Raw genomic sequence first — 12,744 nt, forward strand, 5'->3', positions numbered from 1 at the left:
GGTGAACACAATGCGGTGCAGGGCCGCACTGGCTTGTCGGGCGCCCCCATGGAGCGTCGGAGGTACGCGGGGTAGGGGACTTACCGGTCATGCTCGTTCACCTTTCCCGCCCCGATGGCGCATCGCGTAGCCGGCACCGGACCGCGCGGACGGTCAGAACCGTGACGACGCCTGGTCGGCAAGCCCCTATGGAGACACACCCGGCCGGCCCGGTACCAGCAACGCACCATCCCCGACCAAGGTCGACACAGCGTGAGCACCCCGGTCACAGATCTCAGGAGTCAGGCCCCTCCGCAGGACAGCACCCGCAAATTCTCCCCATGCTCACGGCCCCCGCGCTCAAGCCCGCACTCCATGCACGATCCCAGCTCTGGAACACCCTGAATCCGACTCCGGCCGACCACAACGGGCCGCGAAGGTCGACACCACATGCGACCTCGATACTTCAGCGGCCGTGCGTGCATGCCCGGGCCGTCCGCCCGCGTGATCCGATCGTCCCGGGGCACCCACTGCGGACGCTCCGCTCCGTCGGGAAGAAGAGATCACACAGGCAGTGGATCATGTCGTCCCGCGCTCCGGGTACCGTCAGGGTATGAGTCATCCGCACCCCGAGTTGAAAGCCGCCCCGCCCCTTCCCGAAGGAGGGCTGCGGGTCATCGCCCTGGGCGGCCTGGGTGAGATCGGCCGCAACATGACCGTCTTCGAGCACGCGGGCAAGCTGCTCATCGTCGACTGCGGCGTGCTGTTCCCCGAGGAGACCCAGCCCGGCGTGGACGTGATCCTGCCGGACTTCACCTCGATCCGGGACCGGCTGGACGACATCGTGGCCGTGGTCCTCACCCACGGCCACGAGGATCACATCGGCGGCGTGCCGTATCTGCTGCGCGAGCGGTCCGACATTCCCGTCGTCGGCTCCAAGCTGACGCTGGCGTTCCTGGAGGCCAAGCTCAAGGAACACGGCATCCGGCCGCGCACGGCACGGGTACGGGAGGGCGACCGGCGCGGCTTCGGGCCCTTCGACTGCGAGTTCGTGGCGGTCAACCACTCCATCCCCGACAGCCTCGCGGTCGCGATCCGCACCGGCGCCGGGATGGTGCTGCACACGGGCGACTTCAAGATGGACCAGTTCCCTCTCGACGACCGCATCACCGACCTGCGTGCCTTCGCTCGCCTCGGCGAGGAGGGCGTGGACCTGTTCCTCACCGACTCCACCAACGCCGAAGTACCCGGCTTCACCACCTCCGAGCGTGAGCTGAACCCGGCGATCGAGCAGGTGATGCGCACCGCGCCCCGCCGGGTCATCGTCTCCAGCTTCGCCAGTCATGTGCACCGCATTCAGCAGGTCCTGGACGCCGCCCACCAGCACGGCCGCAAGGTCGCCTTCGTCGGCCGGTCGATGGTCCGCAACATGGGCATCGCCCGTGACCTGGGTTATCTGAAGGTCCCGTCCGGTCTGGTCGTGAGCACCAAGGAGCTGGAAAAGCTCCCGGACCACAAGATCACTCTGGTGTGCACCGGCTCCCAGGGCGAACCGATGGCCGCGCTGTCACGGATGGCCAACCGCGACCACATGATCCGCATCGGCAAGGGCGACACCGTCCTGCTCGCCAGCTCCCTCATTCCCGGCAACGAGAACGCCATCTACCGGGTGATCAACGGACTCACCCGGTGGGGCGCCCACGTGGTCCACAAGGGCAACGCCAAGGTGCACGTCTCCGGGCACGCCAGCGCCGGCGAACTCGTCTACTGCTACAACATCGTCAAACCCCGCAATGTCATGCCCGTGCACGGCGAATGGCGCCACCTGCGGGCCAACGGCGACCTCGCCATCCGTACCGGCGTCGACCCCGAGCGGGTCGTCATCGCCGAGGACGGTGTCGTCGTCGACCTCGTCGACGGGCGCGCGTCCATCACCGGCAAGGTCCCCGCCGGCAACGTCTACGTGGACGGCATGGAAGTCGGCGGCGCCACCGAAGCGTCCCTCAAGGACCGCCTCACCCTCGCCGCCGAAGGTGTGGTCACGGTGGTGGCGATCGTCGACGCGGACACCGGCGCCCTCGCCGAGGCCCCCGACTTCCTGGCCCGCGGCTTCGTCCACGACGACACCACCTTCGAGCCGGTCATCCCCGTCATCGAGAAGACCCTGTCCACCGCGGCCGAGGAAGGCGTCGGGGACGCGCGCCAACTCGAACAGCTCGTCGCCCGCGCCGTGGCGAACTGGGCGTTCCGCACGCACCGCCGCAGGCCCCTCATCATCCCCGTCATCATCGACGCCTGAGCCACCGCCCGGCAGCACGATTCCCGGTTCCGGCCCGCCGGCCTCGAGGTCGGGCACGGGAGTCAGCAGCCACCCCAGGAGACCGGGGTGGCAACGCACTGCACAGGATGAGTCATCGGGAATACTTCCTAAGGACTGGAGGCGAGAAACCTACAGTTCAGCGGGTGTTGTCCCACCTTGAGGACGGTCCCTGAAGTGTCCGGAGCGTCACGGTCACGCCATGCGAGGGCGTGCAGGACCTCGCCCACCTGTACGCCGCGGGGTCAGTAGCTGGCGAGGGAGATGGCGGTGCAGTACGCGGTGCAGCAACCGAGTGAGCCCCCTCCCCCGCACGGTCGCCCGGTGATTCGTCGGGGAGCCCGACTGCACGACGCTCTCCACGAGCTGACTCGACGTGACCACATTCGACTTCAGTGGCGTCGCGGGACACAGCTTCTCGTCCTCCCCCGGGCTCCTGGGTGTCACTGGCAACCATGCGGTCATGCCAGGAAACCTCACCTGGACACATGCCGGGAGGTCGGTCCGGAACCCCAGAGCCACGTCGCCGGGCCCCGGGCCGGTTCGCCACCCTGGGAGCTCCAGCCCCGTTGGCGCTACCGCCAATCGGGCCTGCCGAAGCCGAGTAGAACGGCTGGTCATGGGAACGCTCAAGGCTTCCGAACGGCATCTCCGCTCGCCTACGCACAAGGATCGCCGATGCTTCCTGAGGTCCGCCCTCGCAGACCAGTTGGGACACCAACTGGACCTGGTTCCGCATCTCGAGGCCGGCCGGCTCGATGTGGAGGGCGTCGCCGGCATCGCAGTCGTCACAGCTGCCCACTGCGACGGCTATGCGGCCACCGGCCATCTCCTCGGGTTGCTGGCCGCGCTGCCTGCCCCCACCAAGGCAGGAGAAAACTTTTGGTCGGACCTGTGGAGGTCGTCGGGCACCGCGTACCTGCTGCCCGTCAACATCAAGGCCCTGGTACTGCGGGCCCGGCCGGCGCCGCTGGCAGGAGAGGGTACCGCCCTGGCCCGGCAGGTCCTCTCGGCCGTCGATGAGATGACCCCGTCCCAGCGCGTCGCGGCCGGGGAGGTGATCGGTCAGGCCCTCGTCGAGTCCGACCGTCTGCCCGACCTCCAGACACAGGTCATCGGAGAACTGTGGCTCCGAGATCTCGAGCTCACCGCCTGGCGCGTCCTGCACGCAGACCGCAGGTCGGACGATCCGGCTGGACGGAAAGCCTTCCCCGACGCCTGGACGAGCGTCTGAGCCGCGGCTCCTCCACGCTGCACGGCAGCCGCGCAGGACATGCGGCTCCCGTGTCCGACGACGCTTGGCAGCAGCTGAGGTCAGGAAGTTCCGGGCCGAAGTCGCAGCGGCCCAGGGCCTGGACAGATCAGGGGCCGCGCAGCCATTGCTGCGCGGCCCCTGTTCCTGTGCCGGCCCGGTACGAGAGCAGGCGCCTTCGTCGAGGTGGGCGGCCGGGCCCGCACGGGCGGCGGCCACCGGACGCGGCGCGCGCGATCTCTCGAGCAGGTCTGGGAGGTCAGACCAGGTTGATGTTCTCGGCCTGCGGACCCTTCTGGCCCTGGGTGACGTCGAACGTCACGGCCTGGCCCTCCTGGAGCTCACGAAAGCCTGTGGAGTTGATCGCGGAGTAGTGCGCGAAGACATCCGGGCCGCCGCCGTCCTGGGCGATGAAGCCGAAGCCCTTCTCCGCGTTGAACCACTTCACAGTTCCCGTTGCCATGTCTCATGCCTTCCAGTCGATGAACGCCTCCCACTCCATGTGGCAGACGGAGGTGATCGCCCTGGTCCCTGCGGCACAGCACAGCAAAATGCCCACACCAGGGGCGCGGGCAAGAGGGAATTCCGAACCACGACAGCTGACGCAGACGCTACACGCCCACACACCGCGTCACCATAGGAAATGATCAGGCCGCACACGGAGCCCGTGCGTGCGGTGCCCGCCGACGCTGACGGGCACGCTCATCTCATGATGCTGCCGTTGGGTTCGATGATTCGGCGGCACGGCGATATTCGGCGTTGATGCGCTGGGCTTCCTCGAGCTGGTCTTCGAGGATGACGATCCGGCAGGCGGCCTCGATGGGGGTCCCGTGGTCGACGATTTCCCGGGCGCGGGCGGCGATGCGCAGCTGGTAGCGGGAGTAGCGGCGGTGGCCGCCTTCGGAGCGCAGCGGGGTGATCAGGCGGTGTTCGCCGAGTGCGCGCAGGAAGGCGGGGGCGGTGCCGAGCAGTTCAGCGGCTCGGCCCATGGTGTAGGCGGGGTAGTCGTCGTCATCGAGACGGCCGAACGTGTCGTCTGCTGTCATTGCACCTCTCTGTGGAACGCCTGGAGGGGCCCTGGCGCCGTACTGGCACCAAGGCCCCGAAGGAACTACTACACCATCTGCCGGCCCTGATACTGCACCGGCCCTCGGTTTGCGCAGACCCGACCGAGATGACGTCGGGGGCGCGGGGATCGCAGTTGCTTGACCGGAGACCACCTCACTATCGATGTCCTGCGGTACCCGGGTCCAACACTTCCGCCCGGGCGATCCTGATGGCGCTCGGCTCCTCCGTTCTTCCCTCTTGATCAACTACTCACCAACGGAAACTACGAACTACTGGTGGCCGCGAACAGCGCCACTCTTCGGCAGCCAGCCCCGTCGCCCGTCCTGCGTCTGCTCTGGCTTAGAACCCCACTGCCGAACCTCCCGGTGCGCGCGCCCGCAGCCGACGCCTTCACCGAGGTACTGCTCACTGACTTCACTGCTGGGTACTGCGAACCTTCACTTACGGTTACTGCCACTGCGGTACTACTCATGGCGGCCCCTGATCACTGCGGGCCACCCGGCCCGGTCGTCAGTCCCGTCACCGTCCTGCAACCGCTCTGGCTTCGGAACTCCACCACCGCACCGCCCTGCAAACTGCAAACTGCGTACCACTGCCCGGCAGTTCATCTCTGCCGGGCCTCGCTCGATCTCGGCTACGAGAGAAACCATAACCACACCGCCACCCAATGTCTACTCCGGCTGGCATAGATTTCCGCGCCCTCGAAGAGGATGTAATCAGCCTCGACCAGAATGCCTCGACCGGTCCATGGATGGTTCGAGCAGCTCCGAGGCTCCGTCCGGCGCTCGCAGTGACCACCGCCGCGCAGCACGTCGGGCTGATCGTGGCGTCGCCGACTGCGCCGCGGCTACCGTCGGAGCGCACCGGCCAACACTGCGTCTCGTGAAGAACACCACCGGTTGACGCTCCTGCTGCCGCCTCAGTGCCTTGACGGGGATCTGCTTCCTCGTCCCGCGGTCACTCTCGCCGCGGCCCCTGACCCAGCGGACACGGTGGTCCTGGTCGTGTCCGAGCTGGTCACCAATGCGTTGTTCACGACCGCAGCCGGCATGTGCCGCGCATACGTACCCCTGATTTGAAGGTCCGCTTCATGTCGAAGTCTGACGAGCTGCTCGTTGACGTCGCCGCCCTGGTGGAGTCCGGGCAGGCAACCAGATGTCCCTGACCGTGGTCACCGGTGGCACTGTCATCACCGGCCGCCTGGCTCCCGAAGCGGTGTGGAGGCAGAGGGTTCGGATGTGCTGAGGGATTCCGCCCGCTTCGGCGAGTTCGCCGCCGTCTTCGACGCCCCGTGAAGGAGGGCAGGCCGCCCACGCATCTGCACTTCCATGTCGCCCGGATCCTGCAGGGCACGGTGGGGATCCCGGAGGCGGGCGGGATGTACCGGGTTGCGATCGAGGACGTCAGCGCCTGGACGGTGGGCGACTTCAGCTGTTCCGACCGCTGAGCGACGGCGACGGGAACCGGCTGCATGCAGTGTGGGCCCGACCGGCGTACCGGTAGGGCCCACGCTGCTGTTCGGGCATCGGCTCGTGCCTGATCTCCCGGTCAGACGGCTACGGGGGTGCCGAGCATCGAGGAGGCGTGCTGCATCGGGCTGAGAATGCCCAGGGGCGCGGCCTTGGGGACGGCGCGGCAGGTGAAGCCGAGCTGAGTCATGGCCCGCAGGACTTCGGCGGCACTGAAGTCACGGCGGTCCTGACGGGTGATGACCTGGCCCACCTGCTTGACGGGGTAGTGGCGGCGGCCGACGATCACCGATTCACCGGTGACCGGTTCGGGCTTGACGCCCTTCATCGATTCCAGCACGCCGCCCCTGGTGAGCTCGAAGGGGAAGCGGGCGATGACGCAGCGCATGTGGCCTCACAGAGAGAAAGGGAGAACGGTCCGACCAGGGGCGAGGTGTTTCAGCGGGAGAGGGCGGGGATGCCCGGGGCGCTGCCTTGCTCGTCCACGACTCGCAGGGCACCGAGCCGACGGGTGCGCATCGCGTGCTCTGCTTCGGCCATCGTGGTCACGGGTGAGGTGAACGATCCGTGGTCGCCGAGGATGTCGCGCAGGCGGACCCGGTCCGTGTGAGCGCCGCTGTCGCGAACGGCGGCGAGGTCGGTTCGGGTCACCAGACCGATGCGCTGGTCGTCCTGGTCGCAGACGGCCAGTCGGGCCGTGCGTGCGGCGGCCATGACCGCCAGCGCCACCTCTACGCTCATGTCGTCACAGACCTGCGGTCCGGCCGCGTCCATGACCTCAACCACCGTCCTGTGCACGGGGTTGGCGTTGGCGTCCGCCGGGCGGGGCGGCAACTGAATCAGCGTCAAAAGGTACCTCCTGCAGAGATGGGTCAGCTTCCTGGTCACGAAGGTTCTAGGCCGCCGCATGGCCGACGGGGGTGCGGCGGGTCGCCGAGGAGGGGCGGCGTCGGCCTCGGGAGGTGGCGCTGCGCTTGGGGCGTTCGACCGCCGGTGCGGTGATGACGACCGGGGTTCCGGACGGGGCCTGGGCTCCGGTGATCCGGCTCAGGGCCTCGTCACCCGAGCGGACCTGGGTGGTCTGCGGCCGGATTCCGGCGTCCGACATGAGGCGGACCATGCCGCGGCGCTGGTTCGGTGTGACGAGCGTGACGACGCTGCCGGACTCGCCGGCGCGGGCGGTACGTCCGCCGCGGTGGAGGTAGTCCTTGTGGTCGGTCGGCGGATCGACGTTGACGACGAGGTCGAGGTTGTCGACGTGGATGCCGCGCGCCGCGACGTTGGTCGCCACCAGCACGGTAACGTGCCCCGTCTTGAACTGCGCCAGCGTGCGGGTGCGCTGCGGCTGCGACTTGCCGCCGTGCAGCGCGGCGGCCCGTACCCCGCTGTTGAGCAGATCCTGGGTCAGCCGGTCGACGGCGTGCTTGGTGTCCAGGAACATGATCACGCGGCCGTCGCGGGCGGCGATCTCGGTCGTGGCGGCGTGCTTGTCGGCGCCGTGGACGTGCAGGACGTGGTGCTGCATCGTCGTGACCGCACCAGCCGAGGGGTCGACCGAATGCACGACAGGCTCGGTCAGATAGCGGCGCACCAGCAGGTCGACGTTACGGTCCAGGGTGGCGGAGAACAGCATCCGCTGCCCCTCCGGACGCACCTGGTCGAGCAGCGCGGTGACCTGCGGCATGAAACCCATGTCGGCCATCTGGTCGGCCTCATCCAGCACCGTGATGCCCACGTGGTCGAGTCGGCAGTCGCCACGGTCGATGAGGTCCTTGAGCCGGCCGGGCGTCGCGACCACGGCCTCGGCCCCGCCGCGCAGCGCGCCGGCCTGCTTGCCGATCGGCATCCCGCCCACCACCGTGGCGAGCCGCAGCTTGACGGAACGGGCGTACGGCGTGAGCGCGTCGGTCACCTGCTGCGCCAGCTCACGCGTCGGTACGAGGATCAGTCCCAACGGCTGACGGGGTTCGGCACGCTGTCCAGCGGTGCGGGCGAGCAGGGCGAGGCCGAAGGCGAGGGTCTTGCCCGAACCCGTGCGTCCGCGGCCCAGCACGTCGCGGCCTGCCAGGGAGTTCGGCAGCGTCGCTCCCTGGATCGGGAACGGTGCGGTCACACCCTGCCTGCCGAGTTCGGCCAGAAGTTGCTCGGGCATGTCGAGATCGGCGAAGCCCTCGACGGCGGGCAGCGCGGGGGTGATCGTCCTGGGCAGCGCGAACTCACCCTGCACTGCGGCGGGTCGGCGGCCGTAACCGCCGGAACGGGCAGGCCCGCCGGAACGACGCGGTGCCTGCGAGCCGAAGCGGCGGCCGCCCCTTCCGGCGTCGGCGCTGGCATTACGGGTGCGGGCGGAGCGGTCGTTCGTGTACGTGCGGTTCATGCGGAACCTTCCTCGATGTGGCACATATCAAGGAATTCCCGCAGCGATGAGCGGCATGGAGAATTACAAGTATGGACCGGTTGCAAATCGAGCAGATCTGGCCGGCGGAAACTCCGGAGCACAGGTGACGAAATGATCGACGCGATGGGATGTAAAATCCGGGCGTCCGCTGCGGTGCAGCTCTTCAGGATGCGCCTGCGTCTCTGAAGGACGAGCCGCGTGCGGTGAGACTGCGGATTCCTCAGAGTCGTCCCGCGGGAAACCGCTGCGGGAGATGCGTGCAGCTGGGGCCCGCACCCCGAAGGATGCGGGCCCCAGCTACAGATGGTGCGTGAGCGTCAGGCGGGAACGATGTTCTCGGCCGTCGGGCCCTTCTGGCCCTGCGCGATGTCGAAGGTCACTTTCTGGCCTTCGAGCAGCTCACGGAAGCCCTGCGCCGCAATGTTCGAGTAGTGGGCGAACACGTCGGCGCCGCCACCGTCCTGCTCGATGAAGCCGAAGCCCTTTTCCGCGTTGAACCACTTCACGGTACCAGTAGCCATGTCATATCTCCTTTGGGGCAGTGCGTCGGCATCCACACTGTGCGAACGCCGTGTCGCCGCGATGATTACCCCGCCCGGAAATGACCGGAAATACAAAAGGGCTCCCGACCGGCAGAAGCCTGGTGGGGGCACTTGAAGTTTTGGGAACCACAACTGCAACTGAGATCGACAGTAGCACGCCGGAACGGCCCGCGTACGTTGGATAATTCCACTCTGCTCTTCGCGGCAAAAATTCCCACTGCGTGGTCCATCAAAATCTGATCTCTCGGGCACAGATACTCGCGGCTTTCGTAAGACGCCGCCCCCAAGGGGTCTAGCAGCTCATGTCGACGGCGCACCCCAGCGCCACCTCAGAAACCGACAGACAAAGTTGAATGCGCAGACAGCCCAACGCGTTGCAGAGGCGCCCAGTACAGCCCCGCACGCATCCGCACACTTGGGGCGGAACGGGGAGCGTGGAAGACGCCTCCAGGGCGTTGGGGTTCTCTCGGGCGAAGGGCTGCGACCTGGTGCGTCGCGGGGAGTTTCCGTGCCGCGTGCTAGGCGTCGTAACACGCGTGTCGTCACAGGAGAGGCCCTGGCGCAGGCGATCCCCCCGCCAGGGCAGAGACGACGGCACACACGGAGCGCGCGGCGTCCAGCGGCTCCTGCTTGCCAGCCACCATGCAGACGAAGCCGGTGCCCCGTGAACCACCACACCGCGTCATTCCGAAGGAATGCGAAACTCGAATTCGGGACGGTCCCACGGCACAGCGGGCGGGTTCGCGAGCGCGGTCCCGGTCCGCACTGCACCGACGCGGTGGTAGAAGTCCTCGGCGGGAAGATGCGACACGACCTTGACACGGTCGAGCCCGGCGGCACGGGCCTCGGACTGCATGTGCGCGACGAGCAGCCGTCCAATACCACGTGCTTGGGCTTCGTCGGCGACGAACAGCAGGTCGAGCTCCGGTGGAGCGAGGACGAGCGAGTAGAACCCGAGGACCCGGCCTCCACGCTCGTCGGCGCCGACGGCTACGAAGGCGCGGTGGGCTTCGATGTAATCAGGACCGACCCGGTAGCCCGCCACTGCGGCTGCGTACTTACCCTCATAGGCGCCCGAGCCACGCACGAGCCGCGTGAGCCGTTTGGCATCCCGCGCGACTGCCCTCCGTATCGTGATCGGCTGGCTGACCGGGGAAGTGCCTGAACTCATAGGGAGAGTATCTCGCACCGGGGAGAGCCTTCCAGCGGCGGGTCGGCTGCTCGGGCAGGCGTTCCTGCACCGCTCCCGGGAACCACTCGCCCAGGCTCCGATCGACCACTCACTGCGCCGAATGGGCCGCCCGCCAGCAGCAACTGGACGCCCGAACCGCTGCGGGGAGCTGGATAACGGGGTGGTCGACGACTGTTCTCCCTGGGCCTGCCGATTGGCCGCTGGGAGCGCATCGCCAAGGACACCGTCGCGGCGGTGCAGCGCGGCCGGGAGATCGGCCGCTGAGAGAGGTGATCACGAAGCTTGCGGCACCGGGACGATGCGCTCCAGTGACCGCAGGGATGGTCGAGCGACCAGCAGTGGACGATCGAGTCCATCCGCGGCGCCATCGGCAACCGCGCCCTCGCCCAGCGCTTCCTCAGCGAGATCAACCGCGCGCCCGCGCACCAGCTGCTCGCCGTGTTCGCCGGGGTCGGCGGGATCAGGCTGATACCGCCAGCCGAGATTCCCTATCCGGGGTCCGTTATCCGTGCGGTCAAGCCGCGCGCCCTTTCCACAAGCGGACTGCATGAGGACTCGACCGCATCGTGCGTGCCAGCAGACGCCGAAGCCGCGCCGGAGCGCTCCGGCGCGGCTTCGGCGTCTCACGACTCCGCGCGGAGGTCGCCGTCGGAACGGTTTCTGGCGGGCCTCGCCGTATCACCTGCTATCACGCAGCTATCACGAACTGGGCGGACCCTCTCGGACCAGTAGGCCCTGACCTGCGATTTCATGCCCGCGATTGACTGGTGTAGACGCCCCTGGACGGTCCCTACAACCTGTGCCAAGTGGTGCCAAGGGAGGGGCCCAAGATCAGTACGGGTACGTCTTCTGGCCCGTCAAAGCGGTATTGCGACTCCGCGAAGATCCTCCACATTCGGCTTCACGTTCGATCAACCGTCCTGACGTCTCGTCAACTGCCCCTCAATGCTTGATCCTGCTCGGAACTGCATCCTATCGAGCACGTATTGACATGGACCGGCAAAGCCCGCAGAGTCATGCCCCGACAGTCCGCACAGCCCCGACAGTGCACCGGCAGTGATGCAAGCCACCCCACCGAGGAGTGTTGCCGTCATGTCCGAAACCCCCGCTGTCTCACGCCGACTGCTCCTGGGCGGAGCCGTCGCCACCGGCGCCCTCGCGGCCGGGATGACCGCCACGGCGCCGGCCGCGTCCGCCGCGACCGGACAGGTGCCTCGCCGCCGCCCCGGACAGAAGTCGATGATCGGCGTGCCGTACGAGGTCCACAGAACCGTCCGTGTCGGTGTCATCGGCCTGGGGAACCGCGGCGGAGGCATGGTCATGGGCTGGGCCGCCGTCCCCGGCTGCACCGTGACCGCCGTCTGCGACATCCGGGCCGACCGCGCGCGAAGCGCCGCCGACCGGCTGGTGAGCAAGGGCGAACCCCGCCCCGCCGAGTACGGCGGATCAGCCGACTCCTACGCCCAGATGCTACGGCGCGACGACATAGACCTGGTGTACGTCGCCACCCCGTGGGAGTTCCACCACGAGCACGGCAGAGCCGCACTGCTGACCGGCAGACACGCCGTGGTGGAACTCCCCGTCGCGACCGAACTGCGTCAGCTGTGGGACCTGGTCGACACCTCCGAGCGCACCCGCAGGCATCTGTTCCTCGCCGAGAACTGCAGCTACGGCCGCAACGAACTGGCCATGCTGAAGATGGCGCACGCCGGCCTGTTCGGAGACATCACCAACGGCCATGGCGGCTACCAGCACGACCTGCGTGAACTCCTGTTCTCCGACACGTACTACACCGACTCCTGGCGGCGACTGTGGCACACCCGCAGCACCGCGTCGCTCTACCCCATGCACGGGCTGGCCCCGATCGCGGCGGCCATGGACATCAACCGCGGCGACCGGATGGCCACCCTGCGCGCCACGGCGACCGCGCCGAAGGGGCTCGCCGACTACCGCGAGCGCTTCATCCCCCGGGACCACCCGTCCTGGAAGGAGACGTACATCAACGGCGACCTGGTCACCTGCCTCATCGAGACCGAGCAGGGCAGGATCATCCGGGCCGAGCACGAGGTGAGTTCACCCCGGCCGTACAGCAGGATCAACACCCTCGCCGGCAGCCGCGGGATCGTCGAGGACTACGCCGGGCCCACCCCGACCGGCGCCCGCGTCTACCTCGAGCCGGACCACGGCGGCCACACCTGGCGCGACTTCGCCGACTACCGCAAGGAGTTCGACCACTGGCTGTGGCAGAAGGTCGGCGACGACGCCGCGAACAACGGCGGTCACGGCGGCATGGACTACGTCCTGCAGTGGCGCACCGTCCAGTCGATGCGCGCCGGGCTGGTGCCCGACATCGATGTGTACGACTCGGCCGCCTGGTGCGCCGCGGTCCCGTTGAGCGCCGCGTCCCTGGCGAGGGACGGCCGCCCGGTCGAGATCCCGGACTTCACCCGGGGCGCCTGGGCCGGCAAGCGGCCCGGACTCGACTCCAGCCCCACGGACATGCCGCCCCTTCGCTGAACCACACTTC

General features: G+C 68.0%; 10 protein-coding genes and 1 pseudogene. 4 read left to right on the forward strand and 7 right to left on the reverse strand.

Annotated elements, in window-relative coordinates; genetic code table 11:
• Positions 1-592: 592 nt before the first annotated feature.
• Entirely contained in the window at positions 593-2,278 is a 1,686-nt protein-coding gene (locus tag ACFQ6S_RS13565) for a ribonuclease J (RefSeq protein WP_383407587.1), read from the forward strand.
• A gap of 727 nt (positions 2,279-3,005) precedes the next feature.
• Entirely contained in the window at positions 3,006-3,530 is a 525-nt protein-coding gene (locus ACFQ6S_RS13570) for a hypothetical protein (RefSeq protein WP_383407590.1), read from the forward strand.
• A gap of 277 nt (positions 3,531-3,807) precedes the next feature.
• Here ACFQ6S_RS13570 and ACFQ6S_RS13575 read toward each other — a convergent pair whose 3' ends face one another.
• Positions 3,808-4,011: a cold-shock protein gene (locus tag ACFQ6S_RS13575; RefSeq protein WP_055495910.1), complete on the reverse strand. Its 204-nt coding sequence runs from the start codon at positions 4,009-4,011 to the stop codon at positions 3,808-3,810.
• Positions 4,012-4,255: 244 nt separating this feature from the next.
• Complete coding sequence (locus ACFQ6S_RS13580; RefSeq protein WP_383407594.1) at positions 4,256-4,594, reverse strand: MerR family transcriptional regulator; 339 nt, start codon at positions 4,592-4,594, stop codon at positions 4,256-4,258.
• Positions 4,595-5,706: 1,112 nt separating this feature from the next.
• On the opposite strand from ACFQ6S_RS13580, the pseudogene ACFQ6S_RS13585 reads away from it, so the two are divergent.
• A pseudogene (locus ACFQ6S_RS13585) lies at positions 5,707-6,063 on the forward strand (hypothetical protein).
• Positions 6,064-6,164: 101 nt separating this feature from the next.
• Here ACFQ6S_RS13585 and ACFQ6S_RS13590 read toward each other — a convergent pair.
• The 5 genes from ACFQ6S_RS13590 to ACFQ6S_RS13610 all read right to left on the reverse strand — a co-directional run bounded on the left by ACFQ6S_RS13590 (position 6,165) and on the right by ACFQ6S_RS13610 (position 10,196).
• Complete coding sequence (locus tag ACFQ6S_RS13590; protein WP_383407597.1) at positions 6,165-6,473, reverse strand: SCO5918 family protein; 309 nt, start codon at positions 6,471-6,473, stop codon at positions 6,165-6,167.
• A gap of 50 nt (positions 6,474-6,523) precedes the next feature.
• The gene (locus ACFQ6S_RS13595) at positions 6,524-6,934 is read right to left on the reverse strand and encodes a CBS domain-containing protein (RefSeq protein WP_383407599.1); all 411 of its coding nucleotides are present in this window, start codon (positions 6,932-6,934) and stop codon (positions 6,524-6,526) included.
• Between the two features lie 46 nt (positions 6,935-6,980).
• Positions 6,981-8,462, reverse strand: coding sequence for a DEAD/DEAH box helicase (locus ACFQ6S_RS13600; RefSeq protein ID WP_383407602.1), 1,482 nt, complete (start codon positions 8,460-8,462; stop codon positions 6,981-6,983).
• A 338-nt stretch (positions 8,463-8,800) separates the two neighbouring features.
• A complete protein-coding gene (locus ACFQ6S_RS13605) occupies positions 8,801-9,004 on the reverse strand; it encodes a cold-shock protein (RefSeq protein ID WP_006136369.1) in 204 nt (67 codons plus the stop codon).
• A 703-nt stretch (positions 9,005-9,707) separates the two neighbouring features.
• Positions 9,708-10,196 carry a GNAT family N-acetyltransferase gene (locus tag ACFQ6S_RS13610; protein WP_383407605.1) on the reverse strand — a complete coding sequence of 163 codons (489 nt, stop codon included), beginning with the start codon at positions 10,194-10,196 and terminating at the stop codon, positions 9,708-9,710.
• A 1,113-nt stretch (positions 10,197-11,309) separates the two neighbouring features.
• On the opposite strand from ACFQ6S_RS13610, the gene ACFQ6S_RS13615 reads away from it, so the two are divergent.
• Entirely contained in the window at positions 11,310-12,734 is a 1,425-nt protein-coding gene (locus ACFQ6S_RS13615; protein WP_383407608.1) for a Gfo/Idh/MocA family protein, read from the forward strand.
• Positions 12,735-12,744: the final 10 nt, after the last annotated feature.

This window comes from Streptomyces sp. NPDC056479 (genome assembly GCF_042795335.1).
Taxonomy (GTDB): Bacteria; Actinomycetota; Actinomycetes; order Streptomycetales; family Streptomycetaceae; genus Streptomyces.